Genomic DNA, 21,087 nt, shown 5'->3' on the forward strand with positions numbered 1-21,087 from the left:
GTGGCCGGCGGGGCCCGCATCGTTGAACTCGCCGGTCTCCACCGTTGAACTCACCGGTCTCCACCGTTGGACACGCGGCTCTCTGGTGTTGGACACGCGCGGCGGCCGGGGTGGGCGTACCTGAAAACGTAACTCGTAGGGGCCGAAAGCGAGACTCGCCGGGGCCGAACGCGCGACTCGCGGCGACTTGGGGAGAACGGTTTACATGATCTTGGATCAGCTGGAAAATCCCTCGCATGCGCGCAATTCCCCTTCGTCTTGTCAGGGCTGTCACCGCCGGTCTCGGGGCGGCACTCCTCTTGTCGCTGTCGGCTGTGCCGGTGGGGGCCGAGCCGGTCACGGACGAAGCGCCCGTCGACTTCCACCAGTGGCGGTCGCCGGTCGACTTCCGTAAGGGCACGTCGGAGGGGGTGCGGCCCGGGCCTTTGGGCCTCGTCGTCGGGCGGGCGGCCGGGACCGTCGAGCACACCGAACCCGACCTCGGCACGACCCGCACCTACGAGTACGGCCGGTGGACCTCCCCGGTGTACCGGCACGGCTTCGACGCGACCCAGCTCGTCGCCTCCTGGAACGCCGACACGCCGGCCGGCACCTGGCTCACCGTCGAGATGCAGGGCACGACCCCGACCGGGACCACCTCGCAGTGGTACACGATGGCGCGCTGGGCGTTGAAGGACACCGACGTCATCCGCACGACGATCCCCAACCAGGAGGACGCCGTCGGCTTCATCGACGTCGACACGTTCGTCGCCACGCAGCCCATCTCGAGCTACCAGCTCCGGGTCACGCTCTACCGCGAGCCGAACACGCGCACCACGCCGACGCTGAAGATGGTCGGCGCCATGACCTCCAACATCCCCGCCCGCTTCACCGTCCCCGCCGGGCCATCCGCCGGCGCGTGGGGCGTCGAGCTGCCGGTGCCCCGCTACTCACAGAACGTCCACGTCGGCGAGTACCCCGAGTACGGCGGCGGTGGCGAGGCCTGGTGCAGCCCGACCTCCACGGAGATGGTCGTCGAGTACTGGGGCAAGCACCCCAGCCGTCGGGACCTCGCATGGGTCGACCCGACGATCGCCGACCCGACGGTCCCCCACGCGGCCCGCTACACCTACGACCACGACTACGACGGCACCGGCAACTGGCCGTTCAACACCGCCTACGCCGCGTCGTTCGGCCTGAACGGGCACATCACGCGCCTGTCCTCGCTGACCGACATGGAGAAGTTCATCCGGGCCGGCATCCCGGTGATCACGTCGCAGTCGTTCCTGGCCAGCGAGCTCGACGGCGCTGGCTACGGCACGGCCGGTCACATCATGGTCGTGGTCGGGTTCACCGAGACCGGTGACGTCATCGCGAACGATCCGGCGTCGAGCAGCAACGAGGCCGTCCGCCACGTCTACAAACGCGACCAGTTCGCGAACATCTGGCTGCGTACCAAGCGGTACAACGCCTCCGGCGGGATCTCCGGCGGGCCTGGTGGCGTTGCTTACATCATCGCGCCACCATGGAAGAAACTGCCGAGGCTCTGACACATTCGACTGGTGCGGTTCGCTGACGAGGACTTCCCGGCGGCGCCCTACCCGGGGTGCCGCCCGGCGACCTCCTACGTCCACGACGACGCCACCGGCTGGGCGCTCACCCCGGACCCCACCGGCTGGCGCGTCGCCGGCACCGGTCTCGACACCTGGCTGACCGAGCGCGGCGCGGCGCCGACGGCCGACCGCGTGCCCGTTCTGTGCTACGGCTCCAACGCCTGCCCGTCCAAGCTGACGTGGCTGCGGACGGCGCTCGGCCTCCAGGGCCCCGCGGTGGTCCTGCTTGCCCGCTGCACCGGTCTCGCCGCGGTCTGGGCCAGCGGCCTGCGGATCGTCGACGACCAGCGGCCCGCGACCCTCGCCGCCATGGCCGGCAACAGCGAGGACCACGTCGTCTGGCTCGCCGCCCCGGACCAGGTGGCCGTGCTCGACCGCTGCGAGGGCCGCGGCGAGCGGTACCACCTGACGCACGTGGACACCGGCGAGGTGCGGCTCGAGGACGGGACAGTGGTGGACGGGCCGCTCGCGTACACGGCCGCCGCGCCCCGGCGCATGCCGCTGCTCATGGACGGCCGGCCGGTGCGCTGCCTTGATGTGCCGCAGTCCAGGGCGACCGCGCTCACCGGTGTCGCCGCGGACACGCACGGCCTGGCCGTCCGCGTGGTGACGGGGGCACCGGCGCCGGCCGAGTTCCCCAGCCGCGTCTTCGTCTACGGAACGCTGCAGCCGCACGCGGAGGCCTGGCGGCGGCTCGAACGCCACGCCACCGGCGCGCACGAGGCCCGGATGCCGGGTGCCCTGTACGACACAGGTCGCGGCTACCCCGCGTTGCGGCTCGGTGACGGACCCGGCGTGGCCGGCTGGGTCGTCGAGTTGGCGAACCCGGCCACCGCGCTGGCCGAGCTGGACGAGTACGAGGGCGGCGAATATCGGCGGATACGAGTAGCTCTACCAGGCGGTTTGCAGTGCTGGACCTACAAATGGGTCAACTCGGTCGACGGATTGCGTATGCTCACGGCCCGGTGGGCAGACGCGGATCCGTCTCGGAGGTGAGGGCGTGGCCCGACATAACCGGCTCAGCGTGATCGCACCGATGATCTTATTGACCCTGAGTGCGTGTGCTGGCAAGCAGAACGCGGCGGGCGAGCCAGCACCGATCAACAGATCCACGACCACCACCTCGACATCCACCCCACCTTCCGCCGCCCCGGTTCCCCCTGGCGATCCCGTTCCCTGCACCGCCGCCCTGCTGTCCGGCTCGGTCCAGCCGATGAACTCGAGCGCGGGCAACCGTTACGTCACCCTGACTGTGGAGAACACGAGCCAGCAGGTGTGCACGCTGCAGGGCTTCGGTCGGCTCCAGTTGCTGACCGCGGGTGGCGAACCGCTTCCCACGAACGCGGAACGCAACCTCGACCCCGTGCCGACCCTCGTCACACTGCGTCCCGACGCGACCGCGGGAAAGATCCTGCACTGGAGCGTCCTCGCGGCCGAGGGCGACTCGCTCACCGGCCCGTGCCAGCCGAAGGCGACGGCGATCCGGGTCACGCCGCCGGACGAGGAAGAGTCCTTCGACGTGGACTACGAGTTCGGCTCGGTGTGCAACGACGGCCAGATCGACACGAGCGCGTACTTCCCGAACTAGCCGTTGACCAGGCACGCTGGCCACATGGACACCAAGCAGCTGCGCCAAGCGCAGCACACCGGCCAGCCACCCGCCGAGGAGTTACCGGCGGACCCGCTCGCGAAAGTCATGATCACACCGAGGCAGTTCTTGGCGATCCTCGCGATCGCCGGGGTGCTGCTGGGTTTGCTGCTCGCGCTCCTTCCGGTGCGGGTCGCGAACGCCGACCCGGAGAACCCCGGGTTCGTCTCGTGCGGCAACACGATCGGCGGCGTGGAGACGGGCCCGCTCGCTGAGCGGCTCGACCGGCCGAGTCCCGCCGTCCTCGCCACCTACGTGAACACGTGCGAGAGCGCCATCGCCACCCGGCTCGCGTACTCGTGGCCGATGTTCTTCGCCGGCACGCTGGTCATCGCATGGCTCGGCGTCGTACGCACTCCCGCTAGGACAACAGCTTCCCGGGGTTGAGCACGCCGTCCGGGTCGAGTGTGTACTTGACCGAGGACAGCACCGCCATGCCCAGGTTTCCGATTTCCCTTGGCAGGTAAGGGGCGTGGTCGACGCCGACCGCGTGATGGTGCGTGATCGTCCCCAGTGGACCAATGGCCTCGCAGGCGGCCGCCTTCGCCCGCTGCCACTGGCCTTCCGGGTCGTCGCCGTCCCGCGGGACGAGCACGGTGAAGTACAGCGACGCGCCGGTTTCGTAGGCGTGCGAGATGTGACACGCGACGATCGGAGTGCGACCCGGCGCGGACAACGAGTCGACGAGCGCGTCGCGAACCGCCGTGCGCAGCTGTCCCAGCGATGACCAGTACGCCGCGGTCTCCAGTGTCTCGACGCAGAATCCCTTGTTCAACAAGACATCCCGCTGCCGGGGGCCGGCGAACCGACCGCGCCGCCATGACTCTCCCGCCGCGGTGCCGAGCGACACCGGCCGCAGTCGACCACCCGGTCGCTCCGCAAGCTCCGCTCCACGTAGGACCCGCATCGTCGCGTGCCGGCGCAGCGCCAGCTCCTCCGCGGTCGCCGACTCCCAGCCGAGGACCAGCAGGCAGGGTTCGCCAACTTCCCTCAGCCGCAGGTACTTCCGCACGAGAGCGGTCTTCCACCCGCCCGAAAGCGCCAGCGCCACCTCGGTTTCGCGCGGGTCGGACAGCCGCGTGACGTCCGCGAGCACGCGCTTCTGCGCCAGCTCCCGCACCGCGTTCGCGCCCGCCTCCCAGCCGTCCAGCACGAAACCCTCGTAGCGGTGCACGGTCGGCAGCTCCCGCACCCGCACGGTCACCTCGGTGATCACGCCGAACGCGCCCTCGCTGCCGACGACCAGCTGCCGCAGGTCCGGCCCGGCCGCGGACGCCGGCGCCACGCCGAGCCGCCACTCACCGCGCGGGGTGGCGATCCGTACGCCCTCGACCATGTCCTCGAACCGGCCGTAACCCGACGACGCCTGACCGGAGGACCGCGTCGCGGCGAAACCGCCGATCGTCGCACGCTCGAACGACTGCGGCACATGCCCGAGCATCAGCCCGTGCGCGGCGAGCATCCGCTCGGCGTCCGGCGCGACGACGCCGGCCTGGAACACGGCGAGGCGCGACACCTTGTCGACGGACACGAGCTTGTCCAGCCGCACCAGGTCGACCACCACCACCGCGGCCTTGTCGCCACGCAGCGCCGCGACTCCGCCGACCACGGACGTGCCGCCGCCGAACGGCACGAGACCGACGTCGTTGGCGGCGCACACCTCGACGACGCGCTGTACCTCCTCCGGGTCCGCCGGCGTGACCACCGCGTCCGGCACCGGCAGCTCGCCGACCCCGCGCCGCCGCATGAGGTCCAGATAGGACAGCCCGCCGGCGCGGCCGAGGCGTTCTGCACGCTCCGTATGCACATGCATCTTCCCGACCACTGCGGACAGTGCCGCACACGCCGTCGCGGACAGCGCGGACTCCGGCACGATCAGTGCCGATTCCGGTGCAACCATGGTGGTCTGTCCGGGCAAACCTGTATGCGCGGCTAGCCAGCGACCGGCGCGAGACGGCAGGATGGGATCTTCACCCTGTGTAGACACCCACCCGCGACGCGCCAGGCGGTCAAGGTGGTCATTGTTCTTACTCACGAGTATAGTGTGACACATGGCGACAATCCGTCACACAACGTCACCCAACCGTGTCGCTGACGATCTGCTGCTCGATGCCGCACTCGAGTGCGTGCTCGCGGTCGGCGTGCGCAGGACCACGCTGAGCGACGTCGCGCGCACCGCCGGCGTGAGCCGGATGACGTTGTACCGCAGGTTTCCCGACGTCCGGGGCATGCTGTCCGCGCTGCTCACCCGCGAGTTCGGCAAGCTCATCGTCGAGGTGACCGAGGCAGGCGCGAACGAGCCGACCGCCCGCGGCCAGCTCATCGCCGCCGCCGTGCACACACTGCGTGCACTCTCCGACAACTCGTTGATGCGGACGCTGATCGAGCGGGACGCGGAGATGCTGCTGCCCTACCTCACCGAGCGCATCGGGACGAGCCAGCGGATGAGCGAGGAGTTCATCCGCGCGAAGCTGGCGGACGGGGTGGCGGACGGGTCGATCCGCGAGGGCGATCCCGCGGTCCAGGCCAGGATGGTCTACCTGCTGTTGCAGCCCTACGTGATCACGAGCCGTCCGTCGACTTCGGACCTCGCGCTCGACGACCTGGTGGCCGAGGTGGAGCGGGTACTCGATCTGGCGTTACGGCCTTGACCTCTGCTCTGAACGCCGCTCGACGTGCGGCCGAACTGGCTGCGCTGGCGGGTGGTGAGGTCGTCGACGTGCTCGTGGTCGGCGGCGGGGTGACCGGGGCCGGTATCGCGCTGGACGCGGCCTCCCGGGGGTTGTCGGTGGCGTTGCTGGAGGCGAAGGACCTGGCCTTCGGCACGTCCCGGTGGTCGAGCAAGCTCGTGCACGGCGGACTCCGTTACCTGGCAAAGGGTGACGTGCGGCTGGCGCACGAAAGCGCGGTTGAACGTGGCATCTTGATGACATCGACCGCGCCGCACCTGTCGCGGCCGATGCCGCAGCTGATTCCCCTCCACAGCCAGGTTTCCCACGGCCTGTCGGCGTTCATGCGCACCGGGCTGCACGCCGCGGACGTGCTGCGGCGGGTGGCACGGACGCCGTCCTCGCTGCTGCCGGCGCCGCGTCGGGTGTCGGCGCAGGAGGCGCTCGCGCTGGCGCCGGGACTGCGTGCGGCGGATCTGCGTGGCGGGCTGCTGTTCTTCGACGGCCAGCTCGTCGACGACGCACGGCTGGTCGTGGCGCTGGCCCGCACCGCGGCCGGGCTGGGCGCGAAGATCCTGACGCGAACGCCGGTGGTGGGACTGACCGGCACGTCGGCGGAGATCCGGGACGGCTCGCGACTGGTGGAGGTCCGCGCCAGGACGGTGATCAACGCGGCCGGGGTGTGGGCCGGCCGGCTGGTGCCCTCGGTGCGCCTGCGGCCGTCGCTCGGCACGCACCTGGTGGTGTCCGGGCCCGCGCACGGCATCGGCAACACGGCGGTGACCGTGCCAGTGCCCGGTTCCCGGTCGCGGTTCGTCATGGCGCTGCCGCAACGGGACGGCCTGGTGTACCTGGGGTTGACCGACGAGCCGTTCGACGGCGAGATCCCGGACGAGCCGCTGGCCCCGCAGTCCGATGTGGACTTCCTGCTGTCGGTGGCGTCCTCGGTGCTGACACACCCGCTCACGACGGCGGACGTGCTGGGCAGCTACGCGGGTCTGCGGCCGCTGCTCGAGGCGCCGGGCCGCAGCGCCGACCTGTCGCGCAAGCACGCGGTGCTGGTGTCCCCCGACAGCATCGTGACCATCGTGGGCGGCAAGCTCACCACGTACCGCCGCATGGCGGAGGACGCCGTGGACGCCGCGGTGACGGCCGCGGGACTGACCGCGCCTGCGTCCAGAACCCGTCACCTCCCGCTGGTCGGCGCGGCACCACGCCCCGTTCTGTCCACGGTGGACGCACCGGCGCGGCTGGTCGCCAAGTACGGCACGGAAGCCCCGAGGGTGGCCGCGCTGGACCCGACGCCGGTGGCTCCCGGCGTCGAGATCACCGCTGGCGAGGTCGAGTGGGCGGTACGGCAGGAAGGCGCACTGGACGCGGACGACGTCCTACACCGCCGCACCCGCATCGGCCTACAACCGGAAACCCTGGCCACAGCGCGCCCCCCGGTTACGGACCTGGTGAGAAGGGCCCTGGCGAGCGGAGTGCGATGAAGGACGCCTTCCTCACCGCCAGGGTGAGGAAGGCGTCCTTCATCGCTTTTTCTTTTACAGACCCAGGGCTTTCTTCGCTGCCGCGTAGTACTGCTCGCGGTCTGCCATGCCGTTGTAGCCGCCGTTGATGCGGCGGGTGATCTCCCGGAAGTTGCCGTCGTCGGCCAGCTCGTTCAGGCCTCGCGACTCCCAGAACCACGCCGCGGTGCGGAAACCCACCTTCGGGTCGGCGACCTGCTGCGGGTTGGCCTCCAGGTCCAGGCCCAGCGCCTCGCCAGCGGCACGGTAGTTCGCGCGGCCGGTGAGCTGGATCGGGCCGCGGCCCTTGTAGAGCGTGCCGTCGCCGGGGTTGACGTTCCCCAGGTCACGCCGGCCCTCGTACTTCGAGCCGTCGGCGATCTCCTGCATGTAGCGGAACTGGCCGCTCTCATGCGCGAGCTGCGCCATGAACGCGGACTGCCGCTGCGGCGTGGTGATGCCCGCCTCCGCCATGGCGGCGGTGAGGTACGGCAGGTACTCCGCCGCCCTCTTCGCCGAGAGGTGCGGCATGACCGTCCGCAGCAGCTCCATGGTGATGACGTTGCGGATGGCCCGCAGGAGCGGCGACTCGGTGGCCGGGCGCACCTGCGGCGTGCCCGGGCCGGGGCCCAGCGTGCCGAGCTGCGCGTTCGTCGGCGGTGGGCTCTCGACGGCCGGAAGCACCTGCGGTGTCTTTGGACCAGCGCTCAGGTCACCCAGCTGGGCGTTGGTCGGCGTGGTCGTGCCCGAGTAACCCGCAGAGCCCGTGTTGTAGTAGCCGGACGAGTCGGGGCGGTACCCGACCGCCTGGCCCTGCGGCGTCACCGGCTGCGTGCCGCCGCTCGCCTTGCCGCCGATCTGCTGGAGCAGCTGCTTGACCTGCTGCACCAGCTGGAGGATCTGCTGCACGGTCTTGATGATCTGCTGCAGCGTCTCGACGACTTCCTTGACCTTCTTGAGCGTCTTCTGCGCGGTCGACACGGCCTTCTGCACCGACTTGGCGATGCCCATCGCGATCGACGCGCCGAACGACAGCCACGACGACGACAGCGCCTGGATGCAGATCTGGATGATCTGCGACACCGCCTGGCTGATCAGGTTCATCACGACCTCGCGACCCTTCGCGACGGCCTGACCTGCCTTGCTGATCGCGGCGGACACGGCCTTGCTCGCCTGCGCGAGACCCTCGAGACCGTTCGCCTGGTTGGTGGCCGCGGCGCGGTAGCCGTTGCCCGCGGTGCCCGTCCAGCTGCCGGTCTGGGCGACCGACGACTGGCGGAACTGCTGGGCCGTGCTCGACAGGTTCTGCGCCGCGGACATCCACGACTGTGCCGAGCCGCCGATCGCGCTCGGGTTGCCCATGAGGATGTCGAACGGCTCACGCAGGAACTTCACCGCGTTCAGCACCCAGCCGACACCGGCCGAGGTGAGGGCGCCCAGCGGGTCGCCCGCGATGCCGATGACGTCCAGCGCGACGTTCGTGACCCCCATCGCGCCGTTGAGCCAGTCGCCCTTGTCGATCGAGTCGGACGTGCTCTTGATGTGTGTCAGCAGGTTCTGGACGTGGTTGGTCGTGTTCGACTGCGTCGTGGACGTCGTGGGAGTCTGTGACGCGACGATCGTGTCGGTCATTTCTTCATCTCCGTCCCGGCCACGCTGAACACCTGCACATGGTGGTCCTCGGTCGCCTGGTAGTTGTCCGCGGCCTGGACGAGCCCGGTCTGAACCTGGTCGACGGCGTCACCGGCGTTGTTCATGGACTGGCGGACCACGTCCGCCGCTCCCGTGATCGCGGACGCGAAGAATTCGGCGATCACACCGAACGCGCCGCCGGACACCGAGTCCTGCGCGCCGCTGGCTACCGAGCGCACGCTGGCCGCGATGTTGCCGACGGTCTGCGCGTGCGTTCGCACCTCACCAACGCTGACGTTGAAATCATCACCCATGGATCCGCCACTCTCTCAGTACTCTTTGATGACCTCTGGTGGGCTGTCGAAGTACTCTTCGTCGGTCCGCTTCTCGCGGCGGGCGGTCGGGTCGATCGGCTTGTCGCGGTCGTCGCCCGTGTAGCCCTGGGGCAGATGCTGCTTCACCTGCTCGAGCGCATCGCCCTCCCCCACGAACTTCGTCATCACGTCCACGACCTGCTGACCGGCATCCCGCTGTGCCTGCCTGCTCGTCTCGAGAATCACCCTGGCGAGGTGCTCCGGCTCGAAGTCACGGGCGCCCGGACGCAGTACCAGGTCGGAAAGCGCGCCGCTGGCGGTCACCCTGACCGTCACCTCGCCGTCCTTCGAGGTGGCGGACCCGCCGACCTCACGCAACGCCTGCTCTGCCTTGTTCGCGCTGGCCGCGGCCGCTTGCAGCTTCTCGTCGTACTGCGCGAACCACTTCTCCGGGTCCATGCTTCTTAACTCCAATGGTCCTTCATGGATCATTTACATCCCTGCCAGAACCTACGCGGTCAGCCCGGGCACGCGGATGCGGTTTGTCGAAGAATTTTCAAAGGTAACCACCGGAATCTTCCTGAACTCGCGGTCCCTGGATACTTGGGGAGGGGACACCGAGCGAGAGAGGGGCGCCGGGTGCTGGAGCTCGACCAGGTCACCAAACGCTTCGGTGACGTGGTGGTATGCGCGGACGTCAGCATCACGGTCCGGTACGGCGAGGTTTTCGGCCTGGCCGGCAGCGGTAAGTCCACCGTGCTGCGGATCGCGGCCGGCCTGCTCGCCCCCGACGATGGCACGGTCCGACGGATGGGCGAGCGCCTCGGCTACCTGCCTCAGTCCCGCGGCCTTTATCCGAGGATGCGCGTGCTCGACCAGCTGGTGTACCTGGCGGAGCTGCACGGTGCGAACGCGAACGATGCGGTGCGGGCCGCGGAGATCTGGGTGGCGCGGTTCGGGCTGCGGGCCCGGCGCGCCGACCGGGTGCGACAGCTCTCGACCGCCGAGGCATCGCGACTGTGGCTGGCGGCGGCGTTCGTGACGTTCCCGGACGTGCTGGTGCTCGACGAGCCGTTCGCGGGCCTCGACGCGGTCGCGGCCGACCTGCTCGCCGACGTGGTGCGGGAGCGTTCCTCCGCCGGGGCGGCGGTGCTGCTCGCCACCGACGAGCTGGCCGTGGTGGAGCGGCTGTGCGACCGCGCCGGCGTGCTCCACAATGGACGCATGGTGACGGAGGGCGCGGTGGACGAGCTGCGGGCACGCGTCGAGCTGGTGGTCGACGTGCCAGGCGCCCGGCAGGACTGGGCGGACGGGCTGCCCGGCGTCACCGTACTGTCAGTCCACAATGGACTTACCCGGTTGGCGCTGACGGACGGCGCCGACGACCAGAAGGTACTGGCCGCCGCGCTCGCCGCCGGCCCGGTACGGGAGTTCACCAGGGTCCGGCCGAGCCTCGCGGAAGTGTTCCGTGACGTGGTGGGGCTGCCATGAGGACTGTGTGGCTGGTGGCGCGGCGTGAGCTGAACACGCGGCTGCGCACGCGGTCGTTCACGATCGGCACCGTCGCGTCCGCGCTCGTGCTCGTCGGGTTCGTGCTCATGCAGAGCACGGTGTTCGACGCGGACCACCGGGACACCATCGGACTGGCCGGACAGGCGATCGCGGTCGCCGACCAGCTCGTCGACGAGGCGCACCAGGTCGGGCGCGACGTGCGCACGGTCGAGGTGACCGACGTCGAGGCAGGGCGCGGCCAGGTCGCGGACGGCACGCTCGACGCGCTCGTCACCGGCGCGCCGGCCGCACTGACCGTACTGGTGAACCAGACCCTCGACGACGAGCTGCGCGGTGTCCTCAACGGACTCGTGCGCCAGCAGGTGTTGCGTGGTCAGCTCGCGGCGCTGGCGGACCCGGTCGGCATCGACGTGAACGCTCTCCTGCGCACGGTCGCCGAGGCGCAGGTTACGGTGCGCTCACTGTCCCCTGTGGACAACGGGTACGACGAGCTGCTCCCGGTCGCGCTGGTGGTCGTCGCGTTGCTGTACCTGGCGTTGCTGCTGTACGGCTCGCTCGTCGCGCAGGGTGTGGTCGAGGAGAGGACGAGCCGCGTCATCGAGTTCCTGCTGACCGCGGTGCGGCCACGGCAGCTGATGGCCGGCAAGGTGGCCGGGCTCGGGCTCGTCGGGCTGGTGCAGCTGACGATCGTCGGCGTGGTGGGGCTCGTGGCCGGGCTCGCGGTCGACGTGCTGCCGTCCTTCGGGTCCTCGCTGGCGGCGCTGCTGTGGGGCCTGCTGTGGTACGTGCTCGGCTTTCTGTTGTACGCCACGGTGTTCGCGGCGGTCGGCGCGCTGGCCGCGCGTCAGGAGGATGTGCAGTCGGTGCTGATGCCGGTCACCGGCGTGCTGGTGGTGGCGTTCGCACTGGGGTTCGCGGTGCTGTCCCGCGACCCGACCGGCACGGCGGCCACCGTGCTGTCGCTCGTGCCGCCGCTCTCGCCGATCCTGATGCCGGGCCGACTCGCGCTGGCGACCGTGCCGTTCTGGCAGGTGGCGCTGGCACTGGCGCTGACGGCCGGCGCGATCGTGTCGCTGAGCCGCCTCGGCGGCAGGGTGTACCAGAACTCGTTGCTACGCAACAGTGCCTCCCGCGGCACGCCGCGGGAGGCACTACGTACGTGAGGGTTCAGCGGTTGGCGAGCGGCACGTAGTCGCGCTCGGTCTGCCCGGTGTAGACCTGCCGGGGGCGGCCGATCTTCGTGGCCGGGTCGTTCATCATCTCGCGCCAGTGGGCGATCCAGCCCGGCAGGCGGCCGAGGGCGAACAGCACGGTGAAGAACTTCGTCGGGAAGCCCATCGCGCGGTAGATCAGGCCCGTGTAGAAGTCGACGTTCGGGTACAGCTTGCGCTCGACGAAGTACTCGTCGGCCAGCGCGTGCTCCTCCAGCTGCTTCGCAAGGTCGAGCAGGCTGTCGTCGCCGCCGAGGCGGGTGAGGATGTCGTCCGCCGTCTTCTTGATGATCGCGGCCCTCGGGTCGTAGTTCTTGTAGACCCGGTGGCCGAAGCCCATCAGCTTGACGCCCTCCTCCTTGTTCTTCACCCGCTTGACGAACCTGCCGACGTCACCGCCGTCGTCGCGGATGCGGACGAGCATGTCCAGCACCGCGCTGTTCGCGCCGCCGTGCAGCGGGCCGAACAGGGCGTTGATGCCGGCCGAGATGCTCGCGAACAGGTTCGCCTCGGACGAGCCGACGAGCCGGACCGTGGAGGTCGAGCAGTTCTGCTCGTGGTCGGCGTGCAGGATGAACAGCAGGTCCAGCGCACGCGCGAGGTCCGGGTCGACCTCGTAGGGCTCGGCCGGGAAGCCGAACGTCATGCGCAGGAAGTTCTCGACCAGGCCCAGCGAGTTGTCCGGGTACAGGAACGGCTGGCCGACCGACTTCTTGTACGCGTAGGCGGCGATAGTCGGCAGCTTGGCTAGCAACCGGATGGTGGAGATCTCCACCTGCTCCTTGTCGAACGGCCACAGGCTGTCCTGGTAGAAGGTCGACAGCGCGGACACCGCGGACGACAGCACCGGCATCGGGTGCGCGTCACGGGGGAAGCCGTCGAAGAAGCGCTTCAGGTCCTCGTGCAGCAGCGTGTGGCGGCTGATCTTGGAGGTGAACTCGTCCAGCTGTGCCGGCGACGGCAGCTCGCCGTAGATCAGCAGGTAGCTGACCTCGATGAAGGTGGACTTCTCGGCCAGCTGTTCGATCGGGTAACCGCGGTAGCGCAGGATGCCGGCGTCACCGTCGATGTAGCAAATTTCCGACGAGCACGAGGCGGTGTTGACGAACCCCGGGTCGAGCGTGACCATCCCGGTCGTCGCCAGCAGCTTGCTGACGTTGATCCCGTCGGACCCCTCAGCGGCGCGCGCGACGGTCATCTCGTACTCGCCGCCGGGGTAGCGCAGGGCGACGGATCCCGCCGCACCTTCTGTGTTCTGCCCGTCAGGCATGCGTGTCCCTCTCAACAAAATCGTCTTGTGTCGTTAACGCTAGTGCGCTTGACGCCGAGGCGGTAAGGCCAACGAGTGTGGGCCGCCGCACTTTATGGCTGAATGCCCAGCTCAGCTGCGTAAGGCGGCTCGGCTCCTGCCCGGGAAACCGTGACCGCGGCCGCTCTCGCCGCGAATTCCAGTGCGCTACGCCACTCCTGCGCGCCCACCGCGCGCAGCTCGTCGCGTGTCGAGACACCCGCTCTGTGCAACCACACCAGCAACGCTCCGTGCACGGTGTCCCCCGCGCCGATGGTGTCGACCACCGTCGCGGCGGGCGTTGGCACCGTGACCTCGTCGCCCGCTGCGGTCCGCACGACGATGCCGTCGGCGCCCCTGGTCATGACGACCGCAGCGGGCCCAAGGTCGAGCCAACCCTTCACGGCCTGGTGGGGGTCGCCGTCCGCGAGCCACGCCGCGTCCTCGATGGACAGTTTCAGCAACCCGATGTCCGGCAGCCAGGAGGCGAACCGGTCGCGGTAGGCGGGGGTGGTCAGCACCGGGCGGATGTTGGGGTCGACCACGGTCAGCCTGCCGCGGCCGGCGTGCTCGTGGAGCAGCCGCTCGTAGGTGCTCGCCCCGGGTTCGAGGACCAGCGAGAGCGTGCCGAGGGACAGGATGCTGACGTCGTCGGGCAGCACACCCGGGTGACCCACCTCACGGTCGGCCGTGCCCTGGACGTAGAACGAGTAGCGCGCGGAGCCGTCCGGCGCGATGCCGGCGATCGCGAGCGTGGTCGGCTCCGGTCCACGTTGGACCATGGAGACATCCACACCGGACACTGCGAGCCGCTCGAGCAACGCGTCGCCGAAGCCGTCGGTGGACAGTCGTGACAGGAACCGCACGGGCACGCCGAGCCGGCCGACGGTGATCGCCACGTTGTACGGCCCGCCGCCGGGCAGCGGGACGAGCGGGGCGAGTTCACCGGGCCGGGCCGCCGGTGAGGGCACTAGATCGACGAGGGCCTCGCCGCCGACAAGGATCATTGGTTTTCCATTCAACGCTGGTCACGCGGTCTTTTTGGGGGTCGACAAGGTGGATTCCACACCTACCCAACAGTAGGACGTCATACTATTCACCGTTGGTCTCACACCGTCGTGTGGAGGGAACGGCATGCCTGCCGAGCGACTGCTGCCCAGCACCGAGGCGGAGGACCTCGTCAAACTCGCGAGGGAGATCGCGCGTGACGAGTTCGCGCCCATCGCCTCGTCGTACGAGGAAGAACACCGGTTCCCCCGCGAGCAGTTCCGGCTGCTCGGCCGCAGCGGCCTGCTCGGGCTGCCGTACCCGGAGCAGTGGGGTGGCGGCGGGCTGCCGTACGAGGTGTACCTGCAGGTTCTGGAGGAGGTCGCGACCGCGTGGATGTCGGTCGGCGTCGGACTGTCCGTCCACGTCATGTCGTGTTTCGCGCTCGCCACCGAGGGCACCGACGACCAGCGTGACCGGTGGCTTCCGGACATGCTGGGCGGCGAGTTGCTCGGCGCGTACGCGCTGTCGGAACCGCATGCGGGCTCCGACGCGGCGGCCCTGTCCTGTCGCGCGGTTCTCACAGGTGACAAGTATGTGGTCAACGGCGTGAAGGCGTGGATAACCCACGGCGGCGAGGCCGACTTCTACACCACGATGGTGCGAACCTCACCCGACGACGGGCGCGGCATCTCGTGCCTGCTGGTCGACGCGGCGACGTCGGGCCTGTCGGCCGCGCCGCCGGAGCGCAAGATGGGCCTGATGGGCTCGCCGACCACCCAGATGCTCTTCACAGACGCCCAGGTGCCGGCCGACCGGCTGCTGGGCGCGCCCGGCGAGGGGCTGCGCATCGCGTTGTCGGCGTTGAACTCGGGTCGGCTGGGTATCGCGGCGTGCTCGGTGGGCCTGGCTCAGGCGGCGCTGGACGAGGCCGTGGCCTACGCGAAGGGACGGTCCCAGTTCGGCCGCCCGATCATCGAGTTCCAGGGCATGGAGTTCCTGCTCGCGGACATGGCGGCGGCGGTCGAGTCGGCGCGGGCGACGTACCTGGAGGCGGCCCGCCGGCGCGACCGTGGACTGCCGTTCACCCGGCAGGCCTCGATCGCGAAGCTGGTGGCCACCGACGCGGCCATGAAGGTCACGACGGACGCGGTCCAGGTGCTCGGCGGTGCCGGCTACACGCGCGACTTCCCGGTCGAGCGGTACATGCGCGAGGCGAAGGTCCCGCAGATCTTCGAGGGCACGAACCAGATCCAGCGCATGGTCATCGCCCGCGAACTACGCAAGGCCTGACCCACCCTGCAGGTCGGCACGACAGGCGGTCAGGAAGTTGTTGACCTCGCCGCCGAGGCGGGCACGGATCTCCTTGCCCCTGGCCGCCAGCTCGTTCGCCGAGAGCTCGCCTCGCGAAATGTCACCGAGCAGGTCGGTGCTGCTGTCGCGGGTGAGCCGCCACACCCGCAGCGCAACGGTCCTCGGCTCGTCGGCGCCGAGGAGCATCACCTGGTTGTACACCTTCCGCATGTCGATGCGCAGCTCCCGCCAGGCCTCCACGGCATCCTCGTACCGGGGCAGGGTGTCCGGGTGCAGTGACGGCGCCAGTTCGTCGCGCAGGAGCCGCAACGCGTCCTCGGCCGCCAGCGAGAAGGCGGCGTAGGCCTTCGTCCGCTCCTCCCGCAGCCACTTCGCGTGTTCCGCCGACAGCCGCACCGACTCGAGCCGGTGTGCCTCGCGGGCCCGGCGGCCTTCCAGCAGCACACTCCCCAGCATGGTCAGCACCACGCCGCTGAGCGTGGCGCCGACCGTGATGAGCTGCGTCGCTAATCCACTGTCCACTAACGCGGTTCCTGGTAGAACGGGTTCCGCGTGATGCCCTGGTTCGTCTGCTCGTCGAAGTGGTAGACCGCCCTGCCGTTGACGAACACCCGCACCGCGCGGCTCATGACGTCCAGCGGATCACCCGACCACAGCACGATGTCCGCGTCCAGGCCCGGCTTCAGCGCCCCGACCCGGTCGGCCAGCCCCATGATCCGGGCCGGGTTCACCGTGATCGACCGCAACGCCGTCTCGGGCTCGAGGCCCTCCTTGACCGCGAACGTCGCCTGGTGCACCAGGAAGTCGATCGGCACCACCGGGTGGTCGGTGGTGAGCGCGATCTCCACGCCCGCCCTGGCCAGGATGCCGGGGTTGCGCAGTGCCCGGTTGCGCACCTCCACCTTCGACCGGCCCACGATCAGCGGGCCGATGATCACCGGGATCTCCTTCTCCGCCAGGACGTCCGCGATCAGGTGGCCCTCGGTTCCGTGGTTGACGATCAGCTTGTAGCCGAACTCCTCGGACAGCCGGATGGCCGTGGCGATGTCGTCCGCGCGGTGGCAGTGCTGGCACCAGGGCAGCTCGCCGTCGAGCACCTTCACCAGGATCTCCGCGGTGTTGTCTCGCTCGAACGGCTTGCCATCGCGGGCCGCCCACTCCCGCGCCTCGCGGTAGTCCTGCGCCTTGGTGAACGCGTCCCGGATCACCGCCGCGACCCCGAGCCGGGTCGATGGCAGCTTGTCCTTTTCGCCGTAGACCCGCTTCGGGTTCTCGCCGAGCGCGCTCTTCACGCTGACCGGCTGGCGCACGAGCATCTCGTCGGCGGTCTTGCCCCAGACCTTGACGGCGACGGTCTGCCCGCCGATCGGGTTACCGGAGCCCGGCTTGACGACCATCGTGGTGACCCCGCCGGCGAGCGCGTCCCGGAAACCCTCGTCGTCCGGGTTGATGCCGTCGAGCGCACGCATCCGCGCGCCGTTCGGGTCGGTCATCTCGTTGACGTCGACCCCGGCCCAGCCGTCGCCCTCCTCGTAGACGCCGGCATGCCCGTGTGCCTCCACGAAACCGGGCAGCACCCAGGTGCCGGACGCGTCGACGACCTCCGCGTCGTCCGGCACGTCCACGTCGGCCTGCGCGCCGACCGCGACGATCAAGCCGTCGTCGACCAGCACCGTGCCGCCCTCGATGGGATCCCCGTCTACGGGGACGACGTATCCGCCAGTAATCGCGATACTCACGAGAGTGAAACCTACGCGCCCAGGGGGGTTATCCCCCAGCGGCCCGCCCAGGACTCGCCTGGCTTGAGCCACAACAGGTCCTCACCGGAGTTCAACGCGTCCGGCGGGCACGTCATCGGCTCGATCGCCACCGCGCGGGTGGTCTTGCCGGGGAAGTCGGGGGTCGTGAACACCTGCACCCACTTGAACACCGGCTCGGCCCACACCTCGACGCCCACGCCGGTCGCCGACCGCAGCGAGTTCCGCACCAGGCCGTCCGCGCCCGGCTCGCAGCCACCGAACGCGGTGTCCAACTCTACGTCCCGCACCGGCCGCCCAGGACGGAAGTCGTAGTCGGTGCCGGTCACGTCGATCGGCGCACCGTTGGGAATCAGGGATTCCGGGTCGACCGGCAGGACCGTGCCCGCGGCGAGGGTGAGCGCGCACTCGTCGACGTCGGTTTTGCCAGGGCTCGGGTACGGGTGCGTGCCGACCCCGTGCGGCATCTCCCGGTCACCGCGGTTCTCGACCGTGTGGGTGATGGTGAGCCCGGTGTCCGAGAGGGCATAGGAAATGGTGGTGTAGAAGGGAAACGGCCAGCCGGGGGCGCTGTCGACGGCCACCCCGAGCGTCACCGAACCGTCCTGTTGGGACACCACGGACCACCGCGCGTGGCGAACCAGGCCGTGGATCGCGTGACCGCGCGAGGGTTCGGTCACCTCGAGGGTGTACGTCTCGCCGCCGAGGGACCACGTCGCGCCGGCCACCCGGTTGGGCCACGGCACGAGCACCGACCCCGCCCCCATCGGCGGCTCGTCGGCGTACGTTTCGGCGTACGGCACCCCACCCACCTCGAACGCGCGCAGTCCCGCGCCGACGATGTTGACGACCGCCGACGCGGGACCGTGCGTGATCTCCAAGTGCTCTCCTGTCATGAGCGGAGAGCCTACGGGTGTCACTCCTTGAGTGCCTGCGGATCGAATCGCTTGACGTCCTCGCCACGCGCCCGGAGCACGGCCCGGTTCACGAAGTAGAGGATGACGCCGGCGCCGATGAGGATGCCGGCGATCTGGTACTGCGCGGCCTCACGGCCGGACAGGCCGGGGATCGACAGGTACAGGCAGAGCACCGCGGCCACGACCGGCGCCCACGTCGGCGCCTTGAAGTACTTGTGCTCCACCTTCTCCCTGCGCAGCACCAGCACCGCGATGTTGACCACGGCGAACACCAGCAGCAGCAACAGGCCGGTGGTCGAGCCGAGCTTGCTGACCGCCTCGCTGCCGACGAACGCGACCAGCAGCGACGCGATGCCCGTGGTCACGCCGATCGACACCCACGGCGTCCTGCGGAACGGGTGCACCGTGCCGAAGATGCGCGGCAGCACACCCTCGTTCGCCATGCCGTACAGCAGGCGGCTCGCCATGAGCATGTTGATCAGCGCCGAGTTGACCACCGCGAGCAGGCCGATGAACGCGAACAGTCGCAGCGGGAAGTCCGGCGCACCGACCTGGAGCACGGCCAGCAGCGAGCCCGTGCCCGCCTCCGCCAACGCGTCGGCAGGCAGCAGGATCGAGGAGGTGATCGCAACCAGGATGTAGATCAGCCCGGCCGTGGCGAGGCCGGTGAGCAGCACCTTGGGGAAGATCTTCTCGGGTCGCTGGCACTCCTCGGCCATGTTGACCGAGTCCTCGAAGCCGACCATCGCGAAGAACGCCAACCCGGTCGCCGCCGTGATCGCCGCCCACGCGGTCTGGTCCGAGGTGTTGATCTCGGTAAGCCGGCTCGGCTCGCCGTCGCCGGACAGCACCGCGAACACCCCGACGCCGATGATGATCAGCAGGCCGGACAGCTCGATGCAGGTGAGTACGACATTCACCTTCACCGAGTGCGAGACGCCGAGGAAGTTGACGGCGGCCAGCACCAGCACGAACGCCACCGCGATGACCGCGACCAGCCACGGCGAGATCTCGATGTCGAACGAACGTGGCAGGTAGGTACCGCCGAAGCCGTGTGCGGCCGTCGACGCGGACGTGATGCCAGAACACATGACCGTGAAGGCGACCAGGAACGTCAGGAACTGGATGTTGAACGCTCGGTTGGTGTAGAGCGCGGCACCGGCGGCTCTCGGGTACTTGCCGACGAGTTCCAGGTAGCTGAACGCGGTCAGGAACGCGACGAGGAACGCGCCGAGGAACGGCAGCCACAGGGCGCCACCGACCTTGCCCGCGATGTTCCCGGTGAGTGTGTAGATCCCGGTACCCAGGATGTCGCCGATCACGAAGAAGAACAGCAGCTTGGAACCCATGACCCGGTTCAGGGCAGGCTGTTTCTCCGACGCGGGAACTGTGTTCTCGGTCACCATGAGGACTGAATATGCCCGATCTCGACCGGTATGACTAGATCTTGGTGTTACTGATTCACTAACTATCCGGCCTTGGCGCGATAACGCCAGAACGCGGGCAGGCACACGACGGCGAGCACGGCGAGCAGAACGACGAGCACGCCGCCGCCCGCGGCCGCGGCCCTCGTGCCCACCCCGGCGGCCGCCCAGCCGTGTAGGAGGTCGGCGATCCGCGGCCCACCGGCGACGACGACGAGGAAGACGCCCTGCATGCGGCCACGCATCTCGTCGGTGGCGGCGGTCTGGAGGATCGCGCTGCGGTAGACCATGCTGACGAGGTCGGCCATCCCGGCGAGGACGAGGAAGCCGACGGCAAGCCAGAGGTAGGGCGACAGCCCGAACCCGAGAACGGCGAACCCCCACACGACGACCGCCGCGGTGACGCCGACGCCGTGCCGGGTGATGTGCGACAGCCAGCCGGACAGCAGACCGGCCAGCAACGCGCCGATCGGGATGGCGGCGTACAGCCAGCCGAGCGCGAGCCCACCGCCGGGCGGGTCACCGAAGGTGCGCTCGGCCATCTCGGGGAAGAGCGCGCGGGGCATGCCCGCGACCATCGCGATGATGTCCAGTAGGAAACTGGCCAACAGGACGTTCATGGCGGCGACGTAGCGGAAGCCCTCCGCGATGTCCCGCAGCCCCGCCTTCCGCTTGACACCGTCCAGCGGAGCCATCTTGGGCAGGCCGCTGACCAGCAACGTCGCGATCACGAGCGCGACCGCGTCGACGAGGTAGAGGACCGGCAGCCCGGCGAGCGGCATGAGCGCCCCGGCCAGCATCGGCCCGAACACCATGCCGAGCGAGCCAACGGTCGTGGAGACCGCTGTGGCCGCGGCGATCAGCCCGACGGGCACCAACCGCGCGACCGCCGCGGTGCGGGTGGGAATGTTGACCGCGACGAAGGCCTGCTGCACCGCGAGAAGCCCGAGCACGACCCACACGTTCGTGCCGGTGATGGCCAACACCCAGAAGGCGACCGAGGTGGCGGCGACACCGACGTTGGTCACGAGGATGACCGTCCGCCGGTCGAACGCGTCGGCGAGCGCACCGCCCCAGAGCCCGAAAATCAGCAACGGGACGAGCCCGAACGCCCCGGCGAGCCCCACGAACCCGGACGAACCGGTCAGGTCGAAGATCTGCTTGGGCACCGCCACCGTGGTGAGCTGCGACCCGACGGCCGTGATCGCGGTGGACACCCACAGCCGCCGAAACGCGGGAATCCGCAACGGCCGAGTGTCGATCGCGATCCGTCGACCAGCGAGAACCCCCACGAAGAAGAGCTTAGCCCCG

The 21,087-nt window shown here is 69.5% G+C and carries 20 protein-coding genes; 9 read left to right on the plus strand and 11 right to left on the minus strand.

The annotated features are described in order from the left end of the window. Positions 1-236: 236 nt before the first annotated feature. The 4 genes from VF106_RS44455 to VF106_RS44470 are packed head-to-tail and all read left to right on the plus strand — an operon-like array spanning position 237 to position 3,627. Positions 237-1,529: a C39 family peptidase gene (locus VF106_RS44455; RefSeq protein WP_330846089.1), complete on the plus strand. Its 1,293-nt coding sequence runs from the start codon at positions 237-239 to the stop codon at positions 1,527-1,529. Positions 1,530-1,541: 12 nt separating this feature from the next. Beyond that, on the plus strand, positions 1,542-2,588 hold the full coding sequence (locus tag VF106_RS44460) for a gamma-glutamylcyclotransferase (RefSeq protein ID WP_330846090.1): 1,047 nt from the start codon (positions 1,542-1,544) through the stop codon (positions 2,586-2,588). A 40-nt stretch (positions 2,589-2,628) separates the two neighbouring features. Continuing rightward, positions 2,629-3,180 carry a DUF4232 domain-containing protein gene (locus tag VF106_RS44465; RefSeq protein WP_330846091.1) on the plus strand — a complete coding sequence of 184 codons (552 nt, stop codon included), beginning with the start codon at positions 2,629-2,631 and terminating at the stop codon, positions 3,178-3,180. Positions 3,181-3,204: 24 nt separating this feature from the next. Further along, on the plus strand, positions 3,205-3,627 hold the full coding sequence (locus tag VF106_RS44470) for a hypothetical protein (protein WP_330846092.1): 423 nt from the start codon (positions 3,205-3,207) through the stop codon (positions 3,625-3,627). Here the strand turns inward: VF106_RS44470 and VF106_RS44475 are convergent. After that, the gene (locus VF106_RS44475; protein WP_414639208.1) at positions 3,602-5,293 is read right to left on the minus strand and encodes an FAD-binding oxidoreductase; all 1,692 of its coding nucleotides are present in this window, start codon (positions 5,291-5,293) and stop codon (positions 3,602-3,604) included. The genes VF106_RS44470 and VF106_RS44475 overlap by 26 nt on opposite strands. Between VF106_RS44475 and VF106_RS44480 the strand changes: the two genes are divergently transcribed. Both VF106_RS44480 and VF106_RS44485 read left to right on the plus strand, forming a co-directional pair. Further along, positions 5,292-5,891, plus strand: a complete 600-nt coding sequence (locus VF106_RS44480; protein ID WP_330846094.1) for a TetR/AcrR family transcriptional regulator — start codon at positions 5,292-5,294, stop codon at positions 5,889-5,891. The genes VF106_RS44475 and VF106_RS44480 overlap by 2 nt on opposite strands. Further along, the gene (locus VF106_RS44485; RefSeq protein WP_330846095.1) at positions 5,888-7,402 is read left to right on the plus strand and encodes a glycerol-3-phosphate dehydrogenase/oxidase; all 1,515 of its coding nucleotides are present in this window, start codon (positions 5,888-5,890) and stop codon (positions 7,400-7,402) included. Before VF106_RS44480 ends, VF106_RS44485 begins: the two co-directional genes overlap by 4 nt. 54 nt (positions 7,403-7,456) lie before the next feature. Here VF106_RS44485 and VF106_RS44490 read toward each other — a convergent pair whose 3' ends face one another. The 3 genes from VF106_RS44490 to VF106_RS44500 are packed head-to-tail and all read right to left on the minus strand — an operon-like array spanning position 7,457 to position 9,825. Continuing rightward, positions 7,457-9,052, minus strand: a complete 1,596-nt coding sequence (locus VF106_RS44490) for a glycoside hydrolase family 19 protein (protein WP_330846096.1) — start codon at positions 9,050-9,052, stop codon at positions 7,457-7,459. Then, complete coding sequence (locus VF106_RS44495) at positions 9,049-9,366, minus strand: type VII secretion target (RefSeq protein ID WP_330846097.1); 318 nt, start codon at positions 9,364-9,366, stop codon at positions 9,049-9,051. The genes VF106_RS44490 and VF106_RS44495 overlap by 4 nt, the downstream gene beginning before the upstream one ends. A 15-nt stretch (positions 9,367-9,381) precedes the next feature. Next, complete coding sequence (locus VF106_RS44500; protein WP_330846098.1) at positions 9,382-9,825, minus strand: YbaB/EbfC family nucleoid-associated protein; 444 nt, start codon at positions 9,823-9,825, stop codon at positions 9,382-9,384. Positions 9,826-10,005: 180 nt separating this feature from the next. On the opposite strand from VF106_RS44500, the gene VF106_RS44505 reads away from it, so the two are divergent. Together VF106_RS44505 and VF106_RS44510 are read left to right on the plus strand one after the other, a co-directional pair. After that, positions 10,006-10,857 (plus strand): ABC transporter ATP-binding protein, encoded by an 852-nt coding sequence (locus VF106_RS44505; protein ID WP_330846099.1) that lies wholly within the window; start codon positions 10,006-10,008, stop codon positions 10,855-10,857. Beyond that, positions 10,854-12,041: an ABC transporter permease gene (locus tag VF106_RS44510; RefSeq protein ID WP_330846100.1), complete on the plus strand. Its 1,188-nt coding sequence runs from the start codon at positions 10,854-10,856 to the stop codon at positions 12,039-12,041. Before VF106_RS44505 ends, VF106_RS44510 begins: the two co-directional genes overlap by 4 nt. 4 nt (positions 12,042-12,045) lie before the next feature. Here the strand turns inward: VF106_RS44510 and VF106_RS44515 are convergent, their stop codons facing one another. Beyond that, positions 12,046-13,359 carry a citrate synthase gene (locus VF106_RS44515; RefSeq protein ID WP_330846101.1) on the minus strand — a complete coding sequence of 438 codons (1,314 nt, stop codon included), beginning with the start codon at positions 13,357-13,359 and terminating at the stop codon, positions 12,046-12,048. Between the two features lie 92 nt (positions 13,360-13,451). Continuing rightward, positions 13,452-14,384 carry a carbohydrate kinase family protein gene (locus VF106_RS44520; protein WP_330846102.1) on the minus strand — a complete coding sequence of 311 codons (933 nt, stop codon included), beginning with the start codon at positions 14,382-14,384 and terminating at the stop codon, positions 13,452-13,454. A 127-nt stretch (positions 14,385-14,511) separates the two neighbouring features. Between VF106_RS44520 and VF106_RS44525 the strand changes: the two genes are divergently transcribed. Then, on the plus strand, positions 14,512-15,657 hold the full coding sequence (locus VF106_RS44525; protein WP_330846103.1) for an acyl-CoA dehydrogenase family protein: 1,146 nt from the start codon (positions 14,512-14,514) through the stop codon (positions 15,655-15,657). Here VF106_RS44525 and VF106_RS44530 read toward each other — a convergent pair. The 5 genes from VF106_RS44530 to VF106_RS44550 all read right to left on the minus strand — a co-directional run bounded on the left by VF106_RS44530 (position 15,643) and on the right by VF106_RS44550 (position 21,068). Beyond that, complete coding sequence (locus VF106_RS44530) at positions 15,643-16,200, minus strand: hypothetical protein (RefSeq protein WP_330846104.1); 558 nt, start codon at positions 16,198-16,200, stop codon at positions 15,643-15,645. The genes VF106_RS44525 and VF106_RS44530 overlap by 15 nt on opposite strands. Then, positions 16,200-17,417 carry an amidohydrolase gene (locus VF106_RS44535; RefSeq protein WP_330846105.1) on the minus strand — a complete coding sequence of 406 codons (1,218 nt, stop codon included), beginning with the start codon at positions 17,415-17,417 and terminating at the stop codon, positions 16,200-16,202. Before VF106_RS44535 ends, VF106_RS44530 begins: the two co-directional genes overlap by 1 nt. 11 nt (positions 17,418-17,428) lie before the next feature. Next, on the minus strand, positions 17,429-18,331 hold the full coding sequence (locus VF106_RS44540; RefSeq protein WP_330846106.1) for an aldose 1-epimerase family protein: 903 nt from the start codon (positions 18,329-18,331) through the stop codon (positions 17,429-17,431). Between the two features lie 20 nt (positions 18,332-18,351). Beyond that, positions 18,352-19,758, minus strand: coding sequence for an APC family permease (locus tag VF106_RS44545; protein WP_330846107.1), 1,407 nt, complete (start codon positions 19,756-19,758; stop codon positions 18,352-18,354). 62 nt (positions 19,759-19,820) lie between these two features. Further along, positions 19,821-21,068, minus strand: a complete 1,248-nt coding sequence (locus VF106_RS44550) for an MFS transporter (protein WP_330846108.1) — start codon at positions 21,066-21,068, stop codon at positions 19,821-19,823. Positions 21,069-21,087 lie beyond the last annotated feature (19 nt).

The organism is Actinophytocola sp. (assembly GCF_036378875.1).
Taxonomy (GTDB): Bacteria; Actinomycetota; Actinomycetes; order Mycobacteriales; family Pseudonocardiaceae; genus Actinophytocola.